24 protein-coding genes are annotated in these 22,293 nt (G+C 57.8%); 11 read left to right on the forward strand and 13 right to left on the reverse strand.

Going from position 1 to position 22,293, the window contains the following annotated elements:
- Positions 1 to 65: 65 nt before the first annotated feature.
- From ABLV04_RS17740 to rimJ, 3 genes are read right to left on the reverse strand one after another with little or no spacing between them, the layout of a single operon-like run.
- A complete protein-coding gene (locus ABLV04_RS17740) occupies positions 66 to 977 on the reverse strand; it encodes a Gfo/Idh/MocA family oxidoreductase (protein ID WP_180263800.1) in 912 nt (303 codons plus the stop codon).
- A gap of 15 nt (positions 978 to 992) precedes the next feature.
- Positions 993 to 1,646 carry a YceH family protein gene (locus tag ABLV04_RS17745; protein ID WP_023289129.1) on the reverse strand — a complete coding sequence of 218 codons (654 nt, stop codon included), beginning with the start codon at positions 1,644 to 1,646 and terminating at the stop codon, positions 993 to 995.
- A gap of 9 nt (positions 1,647 to 1,655) precedes the next feature.
- Complete coding sequence (rimJ, locus tag ABLV04_RS17750; protein WP_048334669.1) at positions 1,656 to 2,240, reverse strand: ribosomal protein S5-alanine N-acetyltransferase; 585 nt, start codon at positions 2,238 to 2,240, stop codon at positions 1,656 to 1,658.
- 228 nt (positions 2,241 to 2,468) lie between these two features.
- Between rimJ and mdtH the strand changes: the two genes are divergently transcribed.
- The 7 genes from mdtH (at position 2,469) to ABLV04_RS17785 (ending at position 7,836) form a co-directional block, all read left to right on the forward strand.
- Positions 2,469 to 3,677 carry a multidrug efflux MFS transporter MdtH gene (gene mdtH / locus ABLV04_RS17755; protein WP_023289127.1) on the forward strand — a complete coding sequence of 403 codons (1,209 nt, stop codon included), beginning with the start codon at positions 2,469 to 2,471 and terminating at the stop codon, positions 3,675 to 3,677.
- Between the two features lie 113 nt (positions 3,678 to 3,790).
- The gene (locus ABLV04_RS17760; protein WP_004204546.1) at positions 3,791 to 4,351 is read left to right on the forward strand and encodes a lipoprotein; all 561 of its coding nucleotides are present in this window, start codon (positions 3,791 to 3,793) and stop codon (positions 4,349 to 4,351) included.
- Positions 4,352 to 4,476: 125 nt separating this feature from the next.
- Positions 4,477 to 5,523: a dihydroorotase gene (pyrC, locus tag ABLV04_RS17765; RefSeq protein ID WP_180265727.1), complete on the forward strand. Its 1,047-nt coding sequence runs from the start codon at positions 4,477 to 4,479 to the stop codon at positions 5,521 to 5,523.
- 73 nt (positions 5,524 to 5,596) lie between these two features.
- Complete coding sequence (gene dinI / locus ABLV04_RS17770; RefSeq protein ID WP_023289125.1) at positions 5,597 to 5,848, forward strand: DNA damage-inducible protein I; 252 nt, start codon at positions 5,597 to 5,599, stop codon at positions 5,846 to 5,848.
- 303 nt (positions 5,849 to 6,151) lie between these two features.
- On the forward strand, positions 6,152 to 6,406 hold the full coding sequence (gene bssS, locus ABLV04_RS17775) for a biofilm formation regulator BssS (protein WP_023289124.1): 255 nt from the start codon (positions 6,152 to 6,154) through the stop codon (positions 6,404 to 6,406).
- Positions 6,407 to 6,532: 126 nt separating this feature from the next.
- The gene (gene solA, locus ABLV04_RS17780; protein WP_023289123.1) at positions 6,533 to 7,651 is read left to right on the forward strand and encodes an N-methyl-L-tryptophan oxidase; all 1,119 of its coding nucleotides are present in this window, start codon (positions 6,533 to 6,535) and stop codon (positions 7,649 to 7,651) included.
- Positions 7,652 to 7,722: 71 nt separating this feature from the next.
- Complete coding sequence (locus ABLV04_RS17785) at positions 7,723 to 7,836, forward strand: DUF2770 family protein (RefSeq protein ID WP_004204539.1); 114 nt, start codon at positions 7,723 to 7,725, stop codon at positions 7,834 to 7,836.
- Here ABLV04_RS17785 and ABLV04_RS17790 read toward each other — a convergent pair.
- Complete coding sequence (locus ABLV04_RS17790) at positions 7,822 to 8,886, reverse strand: rhodanese-related sulfurtransferase (RefSeq protein WP_023289122.1); 1,065 nt, start codon at positions 8,884 to 8,886, stop codon at positions 7,822 to 7,824. The two genes, ABLV04_RS17785 and ABLV04_RS17790, sit on opposite strands and share 15 nt — an antisense overlap.
- A gap of 204 nt (positions 8,887 to 9,090) precedes the next feature.
- Between ABLV04_RS17790 and ABLV04_RS17795 the strand changes: the two genes are divergently transcribed.
- The 3 genes from ABLV04_RS17795 (at position 9,091) to ABLV04_RS17805 (ending at position 11,899) form a co-directional block, all read left to right on the forward strand.
- Positions 9,091 to 10,011 (forward strand): Kdo(2)-lipid IV(A) acyltransferase, encoded by a 921-nt coding sequence (locus ABLV04_RS17795; protein ID WP_023289121.1) that lies wholly within the window; start codon positions 9,091 to 9,093, stop codon positions 10,009 to 10,011.
- A 171-nt stretch (positions 10,012 to 10,182) separates the two neighbouring features.
- Positions 10,183 to 11,421, forward strand: a complete 1,239-nt coding sequence (gene mdtG / locus ABLV04_RS17800; protein ID WP_348815993.1) for a multidrug efflux MFS transporter MdtG — start codon at positions 10,183 to 10,185, stop codon at positions 11,419 to 11,421.
- Between the two features lie 91 nt (positions 11,422 to 11,512).
- Positions 11,513 to 11,899, forward strand: coding sequence for a MysB family protein (locus ABLV04_RS17805; RefSeq protein WP_002898981.1), 387 nt, complete (start codon positions 11,513 to 11,515; stop codon positions 11,897 to 11,899).
- Here the strand turns inward: ABLV04_RS17805 and ABLV04_RS17810 are convergent, their stop codons facing one another.
- The 3 genes from ABLV04_RS17810 to mdoG all read right to left on the reverse strand — a co-directional run bounded on the left by ABLV04_RS17810 (position 11,900) and on the right by mdoG (position 16,268).
- Positions 11,900 to 12,127 (reverse strand): YceK/YidQ family lipoprotein, encoded by a 228-nt coding sequence (locus ABLV04_RS17810; RefSeq protein ID WP_004204534.1) that lies wholly within the window; start codon positions 12,125 to 12,127, stop codon positions 11,900 to 11,902.
- Positions 12,128 to 12,193: 66 nt separating this feature from the next.
- Entirely contained in the window at positions 12,194 to 14,722 is a 2,529-nt protein-coding gene (gene mdoH, locus ABLV04_RS17815; RefSeq protein WP_023289118.1) for a glucans biosynthesis glucosyltransferase MdoH, read from the reverse strand.
- On the reverse strand, positions 14,715 to 16,268 hold the full coding sequence (gene mdoG, locus ABLV04_RS17820) for a glucans biosynthesis protein MdoG (RefSeq protein ID WP_004140751.1): 1,554 nt from the start codon (positions 16,266 to 16,268) through the stop codon (positions 14,715 to 14,717). Before mdoG ends, mdoH begins: the two co-directional genes overlap by 8 nt.
- 251 nt (positions 16,269 to 16,519) lie before the next feature.
- On the opposite strand from mdoG, the gene mdoC reads away from it, so the two are divergent.
- Positions 16,520 to 17,680 (forward strand): glucans biosynthesis protein MdoC, encoded by a 1,161-nt coding sequence (gene mdoC, locus ABLV04_RS17825; RefSeq protein WP_023289117.1) that lies wholly within the window; start codon positions 16,520 to 16,522, stop codon positions 17,678 to 17,680.
- A gap of 34 nt (positions 17,681 to 17,714) precedes the next feature.
- Here the strand turns inward: mdoC and ABLV04_RS17830 are convergent, their stop codons facing one another.
- The 6 genes from ABLV04_RS17830 to ghrA form a co-directional block, all read right to left on the reverse strand.
- Entirely contained in the window at positions 17,715 to 18,308 is a 594-nt protein-coding gene (locus ABLV04_RS17830; protein ID WP_060592419.1) for a TetR/AcrR family transcriptional regulator, read from the reverse strand.
- 65 nt (positions 18,309 to 18,373) lie between these two features.
- On the reverse strand, positions 18,374 to 18,901 hold the full coding sequence (gene ymdB, locus ABLV04_RS17835) for an O-acetyl-ADP-ribose deacetylase (RefSeq protein WP_023289115.1): 528 nt from the start codon (positions 18,899 to 18,901) through the stop codon (positions 18,374 to 18,376).
- A gap of 151 nt (positions 18,902 to 19,052) precedes the next feature.
- On the reverse strand, positions 19,053 to 19,535 hold the full coding sequence (locus ABLV04_RS17840; RefSeq protein WP_044522057.1) for a DUF1097 domain-containing protein: 483 nt from the start codon (positions 19,533 to 19,535) through the stop codon (positions 19,053 to 19,055).
- A 103-nt stretch (positions 19,536 to 19,638) separates the two neighbouring features.
- Positions 19,639 to 20,193, reverse strand: coding sequence for a molecular chaperone (locus tag ABLV04_RS17845; RefSeq protein ID WP_023289113.1), 555 nt, complete (start codon positions 20,191 to 20,193; stop codon positions 19,639 to 19,641).
- 22 nt (positions 20,194 to 20,215) lie between these two features.
- Complete coding sequence (locus ABLV04_RS17850; RefSeq protein WP_004204525.1) at positions 20,216 to 20,953, reverse strand: phosphatase; 738 nt, start codon at positions 20,951 to 20,953, stop codon at positions 20,216 to 20,218.
- Positions 20,954 to 21,041: 88 nt separating this feature from the next.
- Positions 21,042 to 21,980, reverse strand: a complete 939-nt coding sequence (gene ghrA, locus ABLV04_RS17855; RefSeq protein WP_032452421.1) for a glyoxylate/hydroxypyruvate reductase GhrA — start codon at positions 21,978 to 21,980, stop codon at positions 21,042 to 21,044.
- Positions 21,981 to 22,293 lie beyond the last annotated feature (313 nt).

Below are 22,293 nucleotides of genomic sequence, written 5' to 3' on the forward strand. Positions count from 1 at the left end.
CGCTGGAAAGTGGCGATAGTCTACCGGGTTCAACATGAATTACTACTGTCAGTTGTTACAACGGATTATTCGCTGATGGCGTCGCGCCAGAGTTTGTCGACCACCCGCTGAGCCAGCAGCGCCTGTTCGCCTGCAGTTTCAGGAACGGTCTGATTTTGCACGCATTCGATAAAATGGCGCGCGCAGCCGACAAAGCCGCGCTGCTCCAGGGTGGATTGCCAGCCGGCGACCGGGCGCTGGACCACGCCGTGACCGCACTCCTCCTGCCATTCGCGCATCTCGCTGACGGCATATAGCCCGCCATCCGTCACCGCCTGCACCCACTCGCGCTGGCTGCCTGCGCGGCGGTGCATGCTGGTGGTGACCTGCAGTCGGGGCGAACTGAACTGGTGTTCGGCATAGAGCATCTCGCCCTGCGGAGTGATCTGTAGCGCGCCACCGCGCAGACGCGCCTGACCGTCGGCCAGCCATAGCGCGGTATCCACCACGTGCAGATAGTCATCAAGCAGGGTAAAGCGCAGATCGTTGCCCACGCTATCGCTGCGGTGCTTATCCATCCGCAGCGAGGCCGCCTCGCCCAGCCGTCCCTTCAGCTCCCGATAGAGCGGCGCGAAGCGTCGATTGAAACCGACCATCAGCGTCAGACGCCGCCGCGCCGCCAGCTCGACCAGCATCTCCGCCTCACTCAGCTTGTCCGCCAGCGGTTTGTCCACGCAAACATGAACCCCGGCATTCAGCAAATGATTCACCACTTCATAATGTGAAGCCGTCGACGTATGGACAAAAACCGCATCGCACTGCGCCGCCAGAGCATCCAGTGATTCAGCGTAGGGGATCCGCCAGGTTTCGCAGACCCGCAGCGCCTTCTCTTTTCCCGGCGACCAGGCCGCCTGCAGCGTCCAGCTTTCCGCCGCCCCCAGCACCGGCAGCCACGCTTTCTGCGCAATGCCGCCTAAGCCAACCACTCCGATGCGCAATCTTGTCCCCACGTTTTAGTCCCCCAGATGGTGTAACAGCGAATCGAGGCGCGCTTTAAGCTCCGCCACCTCGCCTTCCAGCGCTTCAACCCTGGCTCGCAGATCGTCATCCTCTTCCAGCGGCGCGAGTGCTTCCACCGTCGTGATCAGCGTATCCATCTCGTCGCAAAACAGATGCATATAGCGGCTTTCCCGTTTTCCCGGCTCCCGGGGCAGACGGGCGACGAAGGGACCATCTTCACGGGTCGCCAGCCCTTCCAGCACGCTTTCCACTTCCGCCATATCGCTGAACTCATGCATCCGCTGCGCCCGACTGCGTAATTCACCCGGCGTCTGGGCGCCGCGCAGCAGCAGCGTCGTCACCACCGCCACCTCGCCGGCGCTGAGCTTCAGATCGCCAAATTCGGAGTTGCAAAAGCGCTGCTCATACTTGGTTACCCGATTGCCGAATCCGCTGACCGTGCGCAGATAGTGGCGTTTCACCAGGGTATCCAGCAGCGTCTGGACCTCGCCTTCGCTCAGCGACATCACCGGCTCGCGGTTGGTTTTCTGATTGCAGGCGGTCACGACGGCGTTCACCGACAGCGGATACTGCTCGGGCGTGGTGACCTGCTTTTCCAGCAGACAGCCAATGACGCGCGCTTCATGCGCGGTTAACTGATATTTCATCCTCTCTCCTTAACGTCCCGCTGACCAGTCCGGCGTCGTTAGCGCCGTCAATACATGGTCACGCCACTGCCCGTCGATCAGCAGGTAATCTTTGGCGTAACCCTCTTTTTCAAACCCCAACCGCGCCAGCAGCGCGCCGCTGCGCTGATTATGCGGCATATAGTTGGCCATAATGCGATGAATATGCTGCGTACGCTGCATATAGCGAATCGCCGACGTCAGCGCTTCAAACATCAGCCCCTTCCCCTGCCACTTCTCGCCAATAGAGTAGCCGAGATAGCAGGCATGGAATGATCCACGCACCACGTTGGAAAAGTTCGCCACGCCGACGATCTCCTTTTCCTCCGGATCGAGCAGCGCGAAATAAAAAGCAGACCCCTGTTTATGAAACTCGCCGATCATCGACAGACGCGCCTGCCATCCGGAAGGATAGCAGTGGCTGTCGTCACGAACCGGCTCCCAGGGTTTTAAGAACGCCTTATTCTCGGCGTAATAATCGGCCAGACGCCAGGCGTCACGATCGTGAACCAGGCGCACCACCAGCCGGTCCGTCGTCAAACGCACCTTCGGCACGTTACTGCGATAGCCAAACATTTCCTTTTCAGTCCCCCTGACTTCATTCTTGCTGCCTTCACTATACCTGTCCTGCGCGACGGTGTGAAAACAACAACATACCATTTTCTGCGCCATCTCCTCTTTTCGATGAATAGCCTCAATCGAACTTGCATTTTGATAAAAAAATATTGTCGCAAGGGCGCTGGGAAAAGCAGCAGATTGCCCGCAGAATATCCACGCTTATCTCTATTTTTCCCTGGAGGGGAAATGTCCCGCGTCTCGCAGGCAAGGAGCCTGGGTAAATATTTCCTGTTAGTCGATAACATGCTGGTCGTGTTGGGCTTTTTTGTCGTCTTCCCGCTGATTTCCATCCGCTTTGTCGATCAGATGGGCTGGGCGGCGCTGATGGTCGGCATCGCGCTCGGCCTGCGCCAGTTGGTGCAGCAGGGATTAGGTATCTTTGGCGGCGCTATCGCCGACCGCTTCGGCGCCAAACCGATGATCGTCACCGGTATGCTGATGCGCGCCGGCGGCTTCGCGGCGATGGCCGTCGCCCATGAGCCGTGGGTGCTGTGGTTCTCGTGCATACTTTCCGGGCTCGGCGGCACGCTGTTCGATCCGCCGCGGGCGGCGCTGGTGGTTAAGCTGGTGCGCCCGCATCAGCGTGGCCGCTTTTTCTCCATCCTGATGATGCAGGATAGCGCCGGCGCGGTGATTGGCGCGCTGCTGGGCAGCTGGCTGCTGCAGTATGATTTCCGCCTGGTGTGCAGCGCCGGCGCCGCGCTGTTTATCGCCTGCGCGGCATTTAACGCCTGGTATCTGCCGGCATGGAAGCTCTCGACGGTGAAAACGCCGATCCGCGAGGGGCTGGGCCGGGTGCTGCGGGACAAGCGCTTCGTCACCTATGTCCTGACGCTGACGGGCTATTACATGCTGGCGGTGCAGGTGATGCTGATGCTGCCGATCATGGTGAATGACATCGCCGGCTCGCCGGCCGCCGTGAAGTGGATGTACGCCATCGAAGCCACCATTTCGCTGACCCTGCTCTATCCCATTGCCCGCTGGAGCGAAAAACGTTTTCGCCTTGAGCACCGGCTGATGGCCGGTCTGCTGGTGATGACTCTGGCCATGCTCCCCATCGGCATGACCAGCAGTTTGCAACAGCTGTTTACCCTGATCTGCCTGTTTTACATCGGCTCCATCATTGCCGAACCCGCCCGGGAGACGCTGGGCGCCTCGCTGGCGGACGCCCGGGCGCGCGGCAGCTATATGGGCTTCAGCCGCCTGGGGCTCGCCTTTGGCGGCGCGCTGGGATATGCGGGCGGCGGCTGGCTGTTCGATGCCGGTAAGGCCGCGGGTCAGCCCGAGCTGCCGTGGCTGATGCTCGGGGCCATCGGGGTTATCACCTTCCTGGCGCTGTGGTGGCAGTTTAGTCCGAAACGCTCTGCCTCCGGCATGCTGGAGCCGCGGACCTGATGCGCGCGGCGGCGGTTTCTCCTGCTTTCAGCCTATTCTGCTGGTATCGAGGATGCTGACAGGTCATGATGCTTTGTGTCAGGATGAATGAAGATATGAGCCAGAGGACCCCCATGAAAAAGATTTTGATCGCCGCCGCGCTGATTGTCAGCGGCCTGCTGAGCGGCTGTAATCAGCTGACCCAATACACAGTAAGCGAGCAGGAGATTAACCAGGCCCTGCAGAAGCGAAACCATTTTGCCAAAGATATTGGTCTGAAAGGCGTTGCCGACGCCCATATCGAACTGCAGAACCTCACCAGCGCCATCGGGCGCGAGGAGCCGGGCAAAGTCACGCTGACCGGGATCGCTAACGTCGACCTGAACTCCCTGTTCGGCACGCAGAAAGCGACGATCGATCTGAAGCTCAAAGCGCTGCCAACCTTTGACAGAGAGAAAGGCGCCATCTTCCTGCAGGAAATGGAGGTGGTGGATGCCAAAGTGGCGCCCGAGAAACTGCAGTCGGTCATTCAGGCCCTGCTCCCCTATCTGAATCAGTCGCTGCGCAGTTACTTCAGCCAGCAGCCTGCCTATGTCCTGCGTGAGGACGCCAGCACCGGTGAAGCGCTGGCGAAGAAATACGCCAAAGGCATAGAGGTGAAGCCGGGCGAGATTGTCATCCCCTTTACCAATTAATCTCCAGGGCGCCTCGGCGCCCTCAATTTTTTACGGAAATGAGTGCAAAGGAAAACGTTTACGCTTATCCTTAGTGCCCGGCAAAAAACAGCCCTGATGACTGAACCTAATAGCCGGAGCCTTCCATGACAGCACAATCCCAGGTATTGAAAATCCGCCGCCCAGACGACTGGCATATCCATCTGCGTGATGACGATATGCTGAAAACCGTCGTGCCTTATACCAGTGAGTTTTATGGCCGGGCGATCGTGATGCCGAATCTGGTGCCGCCTGTCACCACCGTCGCGGCGGCTATCGCCTATCGCCAGCGCATTATGGACGCCGTCCCGGCCGGGCACGATTTTACCCCGCTGATGACCTGCTATCTGACAGACTCCCTCGACCCGGCGGAGCTGGAGCGCGGCTTTAACGAAGGCGTGTTCACCGCCGCCAAGCTTTACCCGGCCAATGCCACCACCAACTCCAGCCACGGCGTCACCAGCACCGACTCCATTATGCCGGTGCTGGAGCGGATGGAAAAACTGGGGATGCCGCTGCTGGTACATGGCGAAGTCACCCACGCCGAGATTGATATTTTCGACCGCGAAGCGCGCTTTATTGAAACCGTGATGGAGCCGCTGCGCCAGCGCCTGCCCGGCCTGAAGGTGGTCTTTGAGCATATCACCACCAAAGATGCCGCCGAGTATGTGCGTGACGGCAATGAACTGCTGGCGGCCACTATCACCCCGCAGCATCTGATGTTCAACCGTAACCATATGCTGGTCGGCGGTATTCGTCCTCACTTGTACTGCCTGCCGGTACTCAAACGCAATATTCATCAGCAGGCACTGCGCGAACTGGTCGCCAGCGGCTTTAGCCGCGTCTTCCTTGGCACCGATTCCGCGCCGCATGCCCGCCATCGTAAAGAAGCCAGCTGCGGCTGCGCCGGCTGCTTCAACGCCCCGACCGCCCTCGGCAGCTACGCCACCGTATTTGAAGAAATGAACGCTCTGCAGCACTTTGAGGCCTTCTGCTCGCTGAACGGCCCGCGCTTTTACGGTCTGCCGGTCAATGAAAGCTATGTTGAACTGGTGCGTGAAGAGACGACCGTCGTCGACAGTATTGCGTTGCCCAATGACACCCTGGTGCCGTTCCTGGCAGGTGAAACCGTCCGCTGGACCATGAAGCGATAAAAAACGCGGCCCCCTGTTGTCAATGCTTATCAGATACTGTATAAATAACCAGTATCAAACACAGGGGGCAATTATGCGCATTGAAGTCTCTATCGCCAAAACGACCGCCTTACCCAACGGCGCGCTGGAAGCGCTGAATAACGAACTCTCTCGCCGTATCGCCGAACAGTTCCCGGCCATCGACAGCCAGGTGAGCGTCCGCTACGCCACGGGCAATCAGCTCTCGGTGTTCGGCGGCCTGAAAGAAGACAAAGACCGGATAAGCGAAATCCTGCAAGAAACCTGGGAAAGCGCGGACGACTGGTTTGTCCACGATCTCTCCTGAAGCATGGCGGGATCCAGTTACTCTGGTTTGCTCCCTCATTGTGCTTTTCTTTGCCGGGTCGCCCCGGCTTTTTTATCCTCTTCTCATGTTCAGAATATTCCTGATTATTCTGCTTAATATCGACTAAAATGGCCGTTTTGCACGCTTATCTTGAGCAAAAAAGCGGCAAAACAAGAAAATCATGCTGCCTTTCATTTAATTTCTCGAGTTTATTCTTGATCCCTGATATAATTAACTTGCTTCAAAAAACATGCATTAAACCTCGAGAATTGTTGTCTTTTAACATATGAATAAGGGGTTATGATGGAAAAAAATAATGAAGTCATTCAGACCCATCCCCTCGTCGGATGGGACATCAGCACCGTTGATAGCTACGATGCGCTGATGTTGCGCCTGCACTACCAGAACCCCGCTCAAGAAAACAGTCATGATGCTGAGATAGGCCAGACGCTATGGCTAACGACGGACGTCGCACGTCAGTTTATTTCAATCCTGGAAGCAGGCATTGCGAAAATTGAATCTGGCGAATACCAGGAAAACGAGTACCGCAGACATTAACGCGGCACGCGGAATGACTTAACAATAAGCTTAACAGGCACCTGCGGGTGCCTGAATTATTTTCGGGCTTGTATAAGCACAGGGAGTTAATTACCCTGCTAACAAGGCAATTACCCGGAACTCACCATGCAATACGATCTTATCATTATCGGCAGCGGCTCCGTCGGCGCCGCCGCTGGCTATTATGCGCGTCGTGCCGGACTCAATGTTCTGATGACCGATGCCCATCAGCCTCCTCACCAGGAAGGCAGCCATCACGGCAGCAGCCGTCTTATCCGTCACGCCTATGGCGAAGGTGAAAAATATGTTCCGCTGGTGCTGCGCGCCCAGCAGCTGTGGGATGAACTGGCCGAGATCAGTGGCGAAGCCGTGTTTGAACGCACCGGCGTCATAAACCTCGGCCCCGCCAGCTCCCCTTTCCTCGCCAACGTTGCCGCCAGCGCCCGTGCGTTCCAGCTTGAGGTGGAAGAGCTGGATGCCCAGGCCGTGATGCAGCGCTGGCCGGAGATACGCCTCCCCGATGACTATCGGGCGATTTTTGAACCCGCTTCCGGCGTACTGCGCAGCGAACTGGCCGTGGAAACCTGGATCCGTCTGGCGCGTGAAGCGGGCTGCGCGCAGCTATTCAACTGCCCGGTCTCGGCTATTCATCACCATGCAGATGGGGTCACCATCGATACCCTCGACGGTGAATATCATGGTAAAAAGCTGCTGGTCAGCGCCGGGACCTGGGTCACCCGCCTGCTTCCTGACCTCCCCATCCAGCCGGTACGCAAGGTGTTCGCCTGGTACCAGGCCGATGGCCGTTACAGCAGCAAGAATCACTTCCCGGCCTTCACCGGCGAGTTGCCCAACGGCGATCAATACTACGGTTTCCCGGCGGAAGATAACGAGCTGAAGATTGGCAAGCATAACGGCGGTCAGCCGATCTCCATGCCGCAGGAGCGAGTGGCGTTTGGCGCTGTCGCCAGCGATGGCTCCGAATCGTTTCCGTTTTTGCGTAACGTCCTGCCCGGGATCGGCGGCTGCCTGCACGGCGCCTCCTGTACCTACGATAATACCGTCGATGAAGACTTTATTATCGATACGTTACCCGGCAGACCAGACACGCTGCTCATCACCGGTCTGAGCGGGCACGGCTTTAAGTTTGCCCCGGTGCTGGGGGAAATTGCCAGTCAGTTTGCTCAGGGCGAAGCTTCGAGCTTCAACCTGGCGCCCTTCTCGCTGGCGCGCTTTAACGCGTAATGGAATGCGGCACTTTTGCCGTCGGGCAAAAAAACGGCCTCTGTCGAGGCCGTTAGTGATTGAGAGCGGTTATGCGTCGCCTGTTTAATTTGCTGGTCAATAACGTCCGCGAGCACTTTATGATCTACCTGGCGCTCTGGCTGCTGCTGGCGATCATCGATCTTGTCTGGTTATGGTTTTTCTGACGGCTCAGGATCGAGGATCCCGAGTTTGGTGTTCAGCCGGCCACGGGATTTATTAAAGATTTTATTGCCGTTTTCACGCCCGGCGCGCAGCTGACGCTGCTCCTCTTCCGGCAGCTTATGCTCTTCCATGCAGGCTTCGCTACAGCAGCCGGCAAACTTCTCGGCACAGCTCGGGCACTGGATAAACAACAGATGGCAGCCATCATTCAGGCAGTTGGTATGGGTGTCGCACGGCGCGCCGCACTGATGGCAGTGCGCGATAACGTCATTGGAGATCCGCTCGCCCATCCGTTCATCAAAGACAAAGTTTTTGCCAATGAAACGCACCGGCAGCCCCTGCTCACGGGCGCGGCGGGCGTACTCAATGATGCCACCCTCGATGTGCCAGACCTTATTGAAGCCGTTATGCTTCATCCAGGCGCTGGCTTTTTCACAGCGAATACCACCGGTGCAATACATGACAATTTTCTTGTCTTTATGGTCCTGCATCATTTCAACGGCTTTCGGCAACTGGTCGCGGAAGGTATCCGCTGGGATCTCCAGCGCGTTTTCGAAATGGCCCACCTCATATTCATAGTGGTTGCGCATATCGATAAACACGGCATCCGGATCGTCAAGCATCGCGTTGACCTCCGCCGCCTTGAGATAGTCTCCGACGTTGGAGGCGTCGAAAGAGGGATCGTCGATGCCGTCGGCAACGATGCGGTCGCGCACTTTCAGACGTAGCACCCAGAACGATTTACCGTCGTCCTCGAGAGCGATATTGAAACGCAGCCCCGCCAGCGCCGGATCGAAGCCATTGAGAAACTCACGCAGGGCTTCAACGTTGCTTTCCGGCACGCTGATTTGCGCGTTGATCCCTTCCCGGGCCAGATAGATGCGGCCAAAGACTTTCAACTGGGTTAAGGCAACCCACAGCGCATCGCGGGTCGCTTGCGGATCGACAATGGTGAAATATTTATAGAATGAGATCGTCGTGCGCGGCTCGGTTTCAGCCAGCATTTGCGCCTTTAACGTCTCATTTGAAATGCGGTTGTGTAACACTGGCATGGTGTACCTGCTCGACATAGAAATGAGGAAATAAACGGCGGGCATGATATAGCAAAGCTTATTAATTTACATCCCTACATTTTACGCTACATTTTTCTCACCGGTCGCCCCCCACTTAACAAAACGATGTGGCTGTCGCCGCCTTTGGCTGGCCGGTAAAAAAATGCGATAATATAAGATGTTGCTCACTGATACGGGTATGAAATGACTCATTTGCCTAAATTTTCTCCGGCGCTGCTGCATCCGCGCTATTGGCTGCTGTGGCTGGGTATCGGCCTGCTGTGGCTGGTTGTCCAACTGCCCTACCCGCTGATCTACCGCCTCGGGAACGCCATCGGCCGGCTGGCCATGCGATTTATGAAGCGCCGGGCGAAGATCGCCTATCGCAACCTTGAGCTCTGCTTCCCCGAGAAAAGCGAGCAGGAACGTCACCGGATGGTGGTGATGAACTTTGAATCGGTGGGTATGGGGCTGATGGAGACCGGTATGGCCTGGTTCTGGCCGGTTCGCCGTATCGCCCGCTGGACCGACACCATCGGCTTTGAGCATATTCGCGCTGTGCAGGCGCAGCAGCGCGGCATTCTGCTGATCGGCATTCATTTCCTGACACTGGAAATGGGCGCGCGGATGTTCGGTATGAACGAGCCGGGGATTGGCGTCTATCGTCCCAACGATAACCCGGTCATCGACTGGCTGCAGACCTGGGGCCGACTGCGCTCCAACAAGGATATGATCGACCGCAAGGATCTGAAAGGCATGATCCGCGCGCTGAAAAAAGGCGACGTGGTGTGGTACGCGCCGGATCATGATTACGGCCCGACCGCCAGCGTCTTCGCCCCACTGTTTGCCGTAGACCAGGCGGCGACCACCTCCGGCACCTGGATGCTGGCGAAAATGTCCAAAGCCTGCATCGTGCCCTTTGTTCCACGCCGTAAACCGGACGGTAAAGGTTATGAACTGATTATCCTGCCGCCAGAGTGCTCCCCGCCGCTGGACGACGCGGAAACCACCGCTGCGTGGATGAATAAGATCGTAGAGCAGTGCATTATGATGGCCCCGGAACAATATATGTGGCTCCATCGCCGCTTTAAAACCCGCCCCGAGGGAATGCCCTCCCGCTACTGAACCTCTTTCCCGGCCGCGCGCCTCCCGGCCGGGAATCCCCAGCGCTCAGGCTTTACGCTCTGCTTTAGCTTTAAAAGCTCTCCTCCATTGCGGCATTTATTTCCCAGGCGCATAATTAGCAGGCTCATATTTTCTCTTAATTTGACCTGCCGCGCAGGCCAGTGGAACCCTATGTCGTCTGCTGATACCCCCATTAACTGGAAACGAAATCTGACCGTCACCTGGCTTGGCTGCTTTTTAACCGGCGCCGCCTTCAGCCTGGTCATGCCCTTTCTGCCGCTCTACGTCGAACAACTCGGCGTCACCGGGCATAGCGCCCTCAACATGTGGTCCGGGCTGGTCTTTAGCATCACTTTTCTCTTCTCCGCCATCGCCTCGCCGTTCTGGGGCGGACTTGCTGACCGCAAGGGACGTAAAATCATGCTGCTGCGTTCAGCCCTCGGGATGGCCATCGTCATGAGGCTGATGGGGATGGCGCAGAATATCTGGCAGTTTCTGCTACTGCGCGCGCTGCTCGGCCTGCTGGGGGGCTTTATTCCCAATGCCAACGCCCTGATTGCCACCCAGATCCCGCGCCATAAAAGCGGCTGGGCGCTGGGCACGCTGTCAACCGGCGCGGTAAGCGGCGCCCTGCTCGGCCCGCTGGCGGGTGGCTTCCTGGCCGACCACTGGGGCCTGCGTACTGTCTTCTTTATGACCGCGGCGGTGCTGTTTATCTGCTTCCTGTTTACCCTGTTTTTAATCCGTGAAAATTTTGTTCCGATCGCCAAAAAAGAGATGCTCAGCGCGAAGGCGGTGTTCTCCTCGCTGCAGAATCCGAAACTGGTGCTCAGCCTGTTTGTCACCTCGCTGATCATCCAGGTCGCCACCGGCTCCATTGCGCCGATCCTGACGCTTTACGTGCGCGATCTGGCGAGTAACGTCAGCAATATCGCCTTTATCAGCGGGATGATCGCCTCGGTGCCGGGCATTGCCGCCCTGATGAGCGCCCCTCGTCTGGGCAAACTGGGGGATCGTATCGGACCGGAAAAAATCCTCATCGTGGCGCTGATTATCTCGGTGCTGTTGCTGATCCCGATGTCGTTCGTCCAGACCCCGCTGCAGTTAGGTATCCTGCGATTCCTGCTCGGCGCCGCGGACGGCGCGCTGCTGCCGGCGGTGCAAACCCTGCTGGTGTATAACTCCACCAGCCAGATCTCCGGGCGGATCTTCAGCTATAACCAGTCATTTCGTGATATTGGCAACGTCACCGGCCCCCTGATCGGCGCCTCAGTTTCCGCCAACTACGGCTTTCGCGCCGTCTTCCTTGTCACCGCAGGAGTGGTGTTGTTTAACGCGATCTATTCGACCCTCAGCCTGCGCCGGCCAGCCGCGGACGCCTCGCAGCACGACCGCCATTCACTAAATTAACGTCCAGAGGGGCTCAGCCCCTTGACGCCTTGCCTGGCGCCTTCTATAGATTGAATCGTGTTCAATTCATATTCTTCTCAGGAGATTCGCTATGCCAAAGGATTCGATGTTCTATGCTACGCTCGAAGAAGCTATTGATGCAGCACGTGAAGAATTTCTCGCCAACAACCCTGACAGCGATGAAGAGAGCGCTAACGTTGAGCAGCTCAATATTCAAAAGTATGTGCTGCAGGATGGCGATATCGCCTGGCAGGCCGAATTTTTTGCTGACGAAGAGGAACAAGGCGAATGCTTACCGATGCTCAGCGGCGAAGCCGCGCAGAGCGTCTTCGATGGGGATTATGATGAGATAGAGCTGCGTCAGGAGTGGCTGGAGGAAAATACGCTTCATGAGTGGGATGAAGGTGAATTCCAGCTCGAGCCCTCGCTAGACACCGAAGAGGGACAGACGGCGGCCGACGAGTGGGACGAGCGTTAATCAGTTATAGGGCCCGTGGCTGGCGTCCAGCGGCAGCAGCAGCGTATCGAAAACCAGCGAGAACGGCAGGTCCAGAATGGTGAGATAGCGCCATCCTGAATCACGAACGTCCCACTGCACGCCCGGGTAATATTGATTGCCATGCCCCTGCCCGGGCACCGTCCGGCTAATAATGCTGCCGCAGCCGCTAAGCAGCAGCGCCATGGCAATGATAGGTAGTATTCGCATCCACAACCTCGTGTTTCAGATAAAAAAATACCGGCATAGCTGCCGGTATTTTCCTTAACGTACGGCTTATTTCGTTTTCAGCGCCAGCGGGTTAAGCGCCAGCTGCTGATAGGCGTTCACCCACGAGGAGTATTTCTCCGGCGCGGCCCATACGCGATAGTGCAGACGCGACATGGTTACCGGGTCGCTCAACAGCACCAGTCGACGATCGCGGTTCAGCTTATCCGGCGTTTCATTCAGCGCCTGCTCGACATGGCGCTCGCGGGCGATCTCCAGGATATGACCCTGACGGTGGCGCGCGGTGGCCATCGCGGTCGCGAGGGCGTTAAACGACGGGTTAAACACCGCGTGCATAAAGCCATCGTCCAGCGAACGCTGACGGTTCAGCGTCAGGTACGCATCGGTATCCTTGAGCACCTGCGGCGGCGAATACTCTTCCGGGATCAGGAACAGCTTCCAGCGCTTGGTGCGCAGGCCCACGGTCGCCCGGCTGGAGATCGCCGACACGAACGGCGACAGGATCAGCGATACGACAATCGGCGCCAGCCAGAACAGGAAGCGCAGATCCAGCCATGCCATTCCGACCGCCCATACCAGCCCCAGCAGCAGCTGCGAGCCGTGACGCATAAAGGCTTCTCCCCACGGCGTGGAGTCATCATCACGCTGCGGCGAATTCCACACCACTTCCCAGCCGAGGAAGGCGCTGACCACGAAGACGGTGTGGAACAGCATGCGCACCGGCGCCAGCAGGACCGAGAACAGGACCTCCAGCAGCAGGGAAAGCGTCACGCGGATAAATCCACCGTACTCCTTCGGCCCCTTACACCACACCAGGATGATACTCAGCAGCTTCGGCAGGAACAGCAGCACCATGGTCGAGGCGAACAGCGCAATAGCCAGCTCCGGACGCCACTGCGGCCACACCGGGAACAGCTGACGCGGCTGCAGGAAGTACTGCGGCTCGGTCAGGGCATGCACCACCTGCAGCGCTGTCGACAGGGCAAGGAACATAAACCACAGCGGCGCCGACAGGTAGGACATCACGCCGGTAAGGAACACCGCCCGGTGCACCGGGTGCATCCCTCTCACGAGGAACAGGCGGAAGTTCATCAGGTTGCCCTGGCACCAGCGGCGGTCGCGTTTCAGCTCGTCCAGCAGGTTCGGCGGCAGCTCTTCATAGGAGCCCGGCAGATCGTAGGCAATCCACACGCCCCAGCCGGCGCGGCGCATCAGCGCGGCTTCAACGAAGTCGTGCGACAGAATCGACCCGGCAAAGTTGCCCTCGCCCGGCAGCGGCGCCAGCGCGCAGTGCTCAATGAACGGCTTCACGCGGATGATGGCGTTGTGTCCCCAGTAGTGGGACTCCCCCAGCTGCCAGAAGTGCAGACCCGCCGTAAACAACGGACCATACACCCGGGTGGCAAACTGCTGGCAACGCGCATACAGCGTGTCCATGCCCGAGGCGCGCGGGGATGACTGGATGATCCCGGCGTTCGGGTTCGCTTCCATCAGGCGCACCAGGCTGCTCAGACACTCTCCGGTCATCACCGAGTCAGCATCCAGCACCACCATGTAGCTATACTGGCTGCCCCAGCGGCGGCAGAAATCATCGATGTTGCCGCTCTTACGCTTCACGCGACGACGACGACGACGGTAGAAAATCTGCCCTTCGCCCTGTACTTCGGCAATCAGCTCCATCCACGCCTTTTGCTCAGCGACACAGATATCGGGGTTATAGCTGTCGCTGAGGATATAGACGTCGAAATGGGCGGCGTTGCCGGTGGCTTTAACCGACTCCCAGGTCGCCCGCAGCCCGGCGAACACGCGGTCAACGTCTTCGTTACAGATCGGCATAATAAGCGCCGTACGGTGCGCCGGGTTCAACGGTTCGTCACCGACCGTCGAGGCGGAAATACTGTACTTATCGCGACCGATCAACAGCTGCAGGAAGCCCATTAACGCGGTCCAGAAGCCGGCGGAAACCCAGCAGAACAGCACCGCGAAGAGGATCAGAATGCCGCTCTGCAACACGTACGGCAGCAGCTGCATGAACGAGACCCACAGGTTCTGCCCCACCATATCGACCGGGTTGATCAGCGCCCAGCCCTGATAAGGCAGAATGGTTTTCATGTACCAGGTCGCCACCACGGTCTGCGATAGCGTCAGCAGCAACAGGATGTAGCGACGAATGGTGCCGACGGTACGCCATTTTTGCTCGCTCTCGCGCTCTTCTTGCGTCAGGCGGGAGAGATAGCGCGGCGTGACATCGCGTCCGCGCAGACGGTCCCAGAAGCGGCCAACCGGGTTGGTACGCCACGGGTCCGGGATCATCGAGGAGCGCTTGGCTTTCGGCATCGCATGCAGCTGGGTGCGGCCTTCATCATCCTTCACCAGCTGATCGCCAGACAGCGAATCCGGCCAGCTGTGCGCCAGCCGCGCCTTGACCGACCCCAGCGGGGAGTCGTCTTCACGGGCGAAGGTCTGATGTTCGTCATCCAGGGCCTGATGAACGGCCTGCAGGCTGGTGTCCGGCAGCGCCGATTTCTCGGCGTCCGACAGCGGCAATGCGTCAATGTACTTCGTTATCTTATTCATTGGCAGGCAGCTGATAGCTCCAGGTTTCGCTCAACGTGTCATCGCCGTTAACCAGTGCGGCGCGCATTTCCGTCGTTTTCTTCGGATCTTTCACCTTCAAACGCAGGATCATTCGCCAGCCTTTGGTCACCGGATTGTAACGCACGGTATTTTCAACGATTTCAGCGTTATCGCCGGTGCTCGCCTGGGCGGCGACCGGGGTATCCGCCGGCAGTTTTTTCATATCGGCGCCGGTGAAGTCGACAATGAAAGCAATGGTGCCGTCCGGCTGGCGGATCAGGTTCGACTGCTTCACATCGCCGGTAGAGCGGCGGGTCTGCATAACGTACGCGTTATCCGGCGCATGCAGCTTGTCTTCATCGCGGCTGAAGGTGATGGTGTACTTGAAGTTCATCTCCTTGCCCGGCTCCGGCAGCTGATCCGGCGTCCAGTAAGTCACGATGTTATCGTTGGTTTCATCGTTGGTCGGGATTTCGACCAGTTCGATTTTCCCTTTGCCCCACTCCCCTTTCGGGGTGATCCAGGCGCTCGGGCGCAGGTCATAACGATCGTCAAGGTCCTCGAAGCGCGAGAACTGACGGCCGCGCTGCAGCAGGCCGAACCCTTGCGGGTTTTCCATCGCATAGCTGCTAACGGCCAGGTGTTTCGGGTTGTTCAGCGGACGCCAGATCCACTCGCCGTTGCCCGCCAGGATCGACAGACCATTGGAGTCGTGCAGCGCCGGACGATAGTTCAGCGCCGGAGAAGGCTGGTTGGAACCAAACAGGAACATACTGGTGAGCGGCGCCACGCCCAGTTTGCCCACTTTGTCACGCAGGTAAACTTTGGACTGGACATCCACCACGGTATCGCGTCCCGGCATGATCACAAAGCGATAAGCGCCGGTTGCCCGCGGCGAATCCAGCAGCGCATAGATAGTCAGACGCTTGTCGGTAGCTTTTGGACGCTCAATCCAGAACTCACGAAAACGCGGGAACTCTTCGCCGGAAGGTAGCGCGGTATCGATAGCCAGACCGCGCGCGGACAGACCGTATACCTGACCCTGACCCAGCACGCGGAAGTAGCTGGCACCGAGCATGCTGACGATTTCATCGTTCTTATCTTTGCTGTTGATCGGATACAGTACTTTGAAGCCGGCGAAACCAAGGTCTTTCACCGTGTCTTTATCGTGCTGAACGTTACCAAAGTTAAAATAGTCCGGGCTATATTTAATTTTGCGCACGCTGGTGGCCGTCACTTCATTGATGGTGACCGGCGTGTCGAAGTACATACCCTGATGGTAAAATTCAAGCTTGAATGGGGTTTTCTGGTTATTCCAGTAAGCTTTATCGTGATTAAACTGAATTTGCTGGTAGTCCGCGTATTTCATGTCGCGGAAAGCGGAGGGCAGGTTACTCTTTGGCGCTTCATAGCCTTTCCCGGCTAACGTTTTGGCCTCTTTTGCAACGTCATCAATGCTAAATGCCCATGCAGATGAAGTACACAGGGACAACATTACGGCTGCGCTTAACCAACGCATTTTCATCATCTGTGGTTTATGTTTCATATAAGTAAGCACTTCCCCCTTTGTGTGCTTAAATCGATCCGATCTATTTTAATGGAAACTCAGGCAATCCGACAACATAATCCCTGCTTTGTTCAGCGTAGCGGCGCAGGGAATAAACAGTTCGCAGTCCCGTTTGCACTTTGCGTGCTTATCCTGGAGACAGGTACCCCGAGTTCATGTAGGGTTGCTGATAATGTAAGCGTTATCATCTTGAGTGATAAGACGAATTATCTGAGATTGTCGTGAATCGTATGAATAATACTCCGGTACAGCGTGAATATTTTTTCGACAGCATCCGCGCCTGGCTGATGCTGCTGGGGATCCCTTTTCACATTTCGCTGATTTATTCCAGCCATAGCTGGCATGTCAACAGCGCAGAGCCCTCGTGGTGGCTGACGCTGTTTAATGATTTCATTCATGCCTTCCGTATGCAGGTCTTCTTCGTGATCTCCGGCTATTTCTCCTACATGCTGTTCCTGCGCTACCCGCTGAAAAAGTGGTGGAAAGTGCGCGTCGAACGGGTCGGTATTCCGATGCTCACCGCCATCCCGCTGCTGACGCTGCCGCAGTTTATTATGCTGCAGTACGTCAACGGCAAGGCGGAAAACTGGCACACCCTTTCGGGGTACGACAAATTCAACACCCTGGCGTGGGAGCTCATTTCCCACCTCTGGTTTTTGCTGGTCCTGGTGGTGCTGACCTCGCTGGGGGTGGTGCTGTTTAAATGGCTGACGCGCCGCCCGGCTCCGGGCGCTCACGCATTCGGTGACACTGTCACTATGGGCCAGCTGACGATGATTTTCCTCGCGCTGGGGGTGCTTTACGCGCTGATCCGTCGGTCATTGTTCGTGATCTACCCGCCCCTGCTGAGCAATGGTCTGTTTAACTTTGTGGTCATGCAGACGCTGTTCTATCTGCCCTTCTTTGTGCTGGGGGCCCAGACCTTTATTAACCCGCGCTTAAAGGCGATGTTCACCACCCCGTCGCCATGGTGTTGCGTGGCGTCACTGCTGGGATTCATCGCTTACCGCCTGAACCAGCAGTATGGATCTGGCGACGGTTGGATGTATGAAACGGAATCGGTGATCACCATGGTGCTGGGGCTGTGGATGGTAAATGTGATCTTCTCGCTCGGCCATCGCCTGCTGAATTTCCAGTCGGCGCGGGTGACCTACTTCGTCAATGCTTCGCTGTTTATTTACCTGGTGCACCATCCGCTGACGCTGCTGTACGGGGCGTGGATCACCCCGGCCATTAAGTCGAATACCTTAGGCTTTATTGGCGGGTTGGTTTTTGTGGTGGGGATTGCCCTGATCCTGTATGAAATTCATCTGCGTATTCCGCTGCTGCGTTTCCTGTTCTCCGGTAAACCCATGAGCAAACCGGCAAAAACCCCGGCCTCGGCCAGCTAACCTTTAGCCTTTGCGGCACGCCAGGCGTGCCGCGCTACGCTTGCTCATCAAACAGCCGGTCGAAGATCATATTATACAGGGCTTCTAAATCCGCTTTATCGACCGGAGTGGAGGCGCTCAGCTCACAACGGTAGGCTGCCCCCTCCGTCAGAACGGCGATGAGCTCTGAAGCAGCATTGCGTCGCGCATCGCCGAGACCGGGATGATAGCGCTGCGACAAACGGCCGCCCTCCTCTTTCAACCTCCGATCGGCCTGCACCAGGATCTCGCGCAAGCGTGGGTTACGCGAGGCTTCGGCGTTAATTTCCATCAACAGATAATTGTCGCTTTTGGTGGCTGCCGAAGTCGGGATCCTGCCGGCCAGCACCGCCGCTTTGCGCGCCAGATTGTGGTTCTCATCGATCATCTCCCCGACCCTGGCGTTGACGATTTCGCTGACAATCGCTTCAATGATCGCTTCCTTGCTGGCAAAAATGCGATACAGCTGACCGACGCTCAGGCCCGCCTCGCGGGCGATATCAGCGACAGAGGCGCCATGCAATCCCTTTGCCGCAAAACATCTTTGCGCAGCGGCAACGATCTCCGCGCGGCGCGCCTGCTGCTTCTGCTGTACTTTTCCTTCCGACACCTGCTCCCTCCTGCAATCCATCATTCCTGTCAATACCGGCGGTTATCATAGCCTATTCTGCGGAATCAGGGGTATGCCGCCAGCAGGCGACGATAGATAGCCGCCGTTTCCTCGTCGAAACAGACGAACAGGACCCGTTCAAGCGGGTTATAGCGGGTGAGAAACGCGGTCACGGTGCGCACGGCGATCGCCGCCGCTTCCTCTTTCGGATAGCCATACACGCCGGTGCTGATCGCCGGAAACGCAATGGAGCGATAATTGTTTGCCGCCGCCAGCTGCAGGCTGTTTTTGTAGGCATCGGCCAGGGTTTGCGCCTCCATGCGGTCGCCGCCGTGCCAGACCGGGCCCACGGTGTGGATCACCGCGCTGGCGGGAAGATCGCCCGCCATCGTGATCACCGCATGACCAGGGGGACATTCGCCCTGCTGCTGCAACACTTGCTTGCAGGCCGCCAGCAGCGCGGGACCGGCCGCCCGGTGGATCGCGCCATCCACCCCGCCGCCGCCCAGCAGCGAGGGGTTTGCCGCATTCACAATCACATCGACATCAAGCGTCGTAATATCGCCGAGAATTACTTCAGGTTGAACAGCCATTTCTCCTCCTGTCGGCATAGCGCGTAGATACGGCTTTCTGCCGATACTAGGGCATACCCGCCCCCGGGAGCAAGATTATCCCGCCGCGCCGGCGACAAGAAGGTAAAAAAAACAGGACCCTGAGGGTCCTGTTGCTATCATCGTCCCGCCGTCAGGCGTTGTCATTGGCGAACGATTTATGCTTATCCGCACGGGCCGCCAGCCACAGGCCACTATTTTTCATGGCATAGCCAAAGACCAGGCCCAGCGCCAGAGAAGGGATAACCAGACGCCAGTCGCCGTCTGCCGCGAAGGTCGCGCAGGCGCCGATAAAGGTGCCGGGGACAAACGACAGCAGCGTCTGTCGCGCCTGGATGCACATCAGAAAGGCCACGACGCCGGTCATCATATAGCTGAGGATCTGCAGCTGCGGGGCCAGCGCGCTACCGTGGATAATCACCAACGCCCAGACCACGCCGCTCATTACCGTACAGGAGGAGATGGCCAGACCTTTCAGACCGCCCTGCGGGCAGGCGAAATAGGCGGTACAGCCGAGGAAACCGGCCCAGCTCAGCAGGCCGAGGGCGACCGCCACCCATCCCCAAATCCCGGAGAGAATGCCCGTCGTTAATGCGATTGCGAAGAGTATGTTCATGGCGCGTATCCTAGCAGATACGCGCCGGAAGAATGCGATCTAAAACACACTATATGAATGAACCTAATTTCAGTTACATTCAAATAGTGACTTAAATCACATTTTATTGCTCATCTTCTTCCTGAAGCTCGTCCCACATCGCGGCGATGGCGTCGCGGGTCAACGGCGCCATCGTGCGCCAGAACGCTGTGTGCGCATGCGCTTCGACTTTCCCCAGCATTGTCCCGCACCACGGCAGGATATAGTCGGCAAACAGGCGCTCCAGCGTCTCGCTCTGCTCCTCTGTGGCATGATCCTCCAGCCAGGAGGCGGCCAGCAGCAGCGATCCGAGATGATCCGCCGGACCTTCTCCCGTCGGGATGCCATGCTCGCTCAGAAAAGCCCGGACCTCCGCTTCCGAGGAACCCTCCACCCACGCGCTACGGTACGGCGGGACGCTGCAGGCTTCACCGACGAACAGCGCATTATAGTCCGTCGCCAGGGACTGCATTTCACAGCTTTTCTGCAGACGCGCCAGCAGCTCGTCCTGTTCCAGCGGCCAGCTGGCGGCCAGTTTGCCCTCGCGGATCAGGGTAAACAGCGGCACCAGCAGCGGGTCCTGCGGTTGACGGTAATACAGCGAACCCAGCACGCGGCAGAGGATTGAAAACTCGTTCATTCAGTTATTCCAGTTATACAAATTAAAGGTCAGCAAATTCCGGGATCGCCGGCATACCACGCGACTCGAGGAAGTCGAGCAGGCGACGCGGAGAAACGTTGAGGATCCTCTCCTCCGGGAAATCGACAGCATCGAGGATCTTGCGGCATTCGGTAAACTCTCCGAGGGTAAACGCAGTGTGAGAGTCCGAGCCCAGCGCCACCCACCCTCCGGCGTCGCGCACCGCGGCGGCGATGGCCCGGCAGTTATCTTCACTGCCCACGCGCGATGAAACGAAAGAGGAGTTATTGATCTCCAGCGCCACCTGGTAACGGGCCGCCGCTTCGGCAATGGCCGGGATATCCACCGGGAATTTCGGATTACCCGGATGGCTAATCATATGCACTTTACCGCTGGCCATCGCGGCAATCATCGCCTGCGTATGGGTGGCGCTATCCTGCGGCGGAAACACCGGCTCGTGGAATCCGGCGATGATCAGATCGAGCGACGTCAACATCGGCCCGGAACAGTCGATCTCGCCTTCGATATTTTTAATATTCGACTCAATTCCGCGCAGGATCCCCACACCGTCCACCAGACGGGGCCAGATGCGCATATTAACGAAATGCCAGTAGTGCGGAGCATCCGCCATGTCCGGGCCGTGATCGGTAATGGCGAAGAGTTTGATCCCTTTACGCTTTGCTTCCGCAATATAATCGTGCAGGGTGCTGTAGGCGTGGGTGCTGGCGACGGTATGCATGTGCAGGTCAACGGGATACATCACATTCTCCTCTTCTGTTTGCCGCAAGAATAGCAGGAATCCGGGCGCTTGATTAGCAAAAACCCCGCCGTGGCGGGGTTTGCTTACCTTAATAACCGCGCTGACGATCGACCTGACCGCTAACCGGTTCCCCTCGCTCCAGGCGGCTAATGGTCCCGGCGATGTAGGCAATGGCCTCCATCGGGCGGGTGACTGCCGCCACGTGGGGAGTCATAGCCACCCGCGGGTGCGCCCAAAGCGGGCTCTCCTGGGGCAACGGTTCGCGACTGAAGACATCGAGCATTGCCCCTTTGAGCTTACCGCTGTTCAGCGCCGCCAGCAGATCTTCTTCAACGACATGCACGCCGCGGGCAAGGTTTAGGACATAGCTCTCATCCGGCAGTTGCGCCAGCAGCGTCTGGTTAATAATGCCGACGGTTTCAGCGGTGTTCGGCAGCAGGTTGATCAGCACGCGGGTCCCCTGCAGGAATGTGCCCAGCTCGGCCTGGCCGGCAAAGCTCTGCACCTGCGGCCAGGCTTTGCGGCTACGGCTCCAGACGCGAAGCGGGAATCCCCAGGGTTGCAGGCTTTCCGCCACCTTCGCCCCCAGCACGCCGGCGCCCATAATCCCGACGGTGAAATCGTCGGCAAGATACTCAGGCAACGGCTGCCAGCGGGACGCCAGCTTCTGCGCCTGATAGTCATCGAACCGGCGGAACCAGTGCAGAACCTGGCTCACCGCATACTCCTGCATCTGTCGTCCCATGCCCGTATCTTCGAGGCGAAACAGCGGGATCGACAGGGGCAACATATCCGGATGATCGCGCAGCTTACTGAGGATCGAATCCACCCCCGCCCCAAGGGCGAACACGGCCTTCAGCGCCCTGCCCTGCAGCATCTCTACCGGTGGATGCCAGACCAGAGCATAGTCCGCCGGCTGGTTATCGCCCGCTTTCCATTCGCGCACTCGCGCGCCGGGTAACTGCTTTTCCAGCTCTCGGATCCAGTATTGGGTATCAAAGGTCGGATGGTAAAAAATAATCTCCATAGGGGCTCCTGATAGCAAACGCCCGGGGCAGGTTAATGCTGGCGTCTTATTTTACTCATTGTTTTCTATTGGTTTGCCAGCATAGCAAATTTCCCCTTGTCGCAAAGTGAAAAGGGAGTGGCGACAAAAAAAACGGATTTCGCACGTTTAAGGAGCAAGTTGTTCGAAGTTTGTCTAAACGCGCTGATTTTGCAAAAAGTTGATTGACGGGCGATACGTATTTCCCTACATTAGCGCCCGTTCCCGACAACAACGGGAAAGACAATATGGTGAGGTGTCCGAGTGGCTGAAGGAGCACGCCTGGAAAGTGTGT

The sequence above is a fragment of the Klebsiella sp. JN_Kp127 genome (assembly GCF_040062505.1).
Taxonomy (GTDB): domain Bacteria; phylum Pseudomonadota; class Gammaproteobacteria; order Enterobacterales; family Enterobacteriaceae; genus Klebsiella; species Klebsiella quasipneumoniae.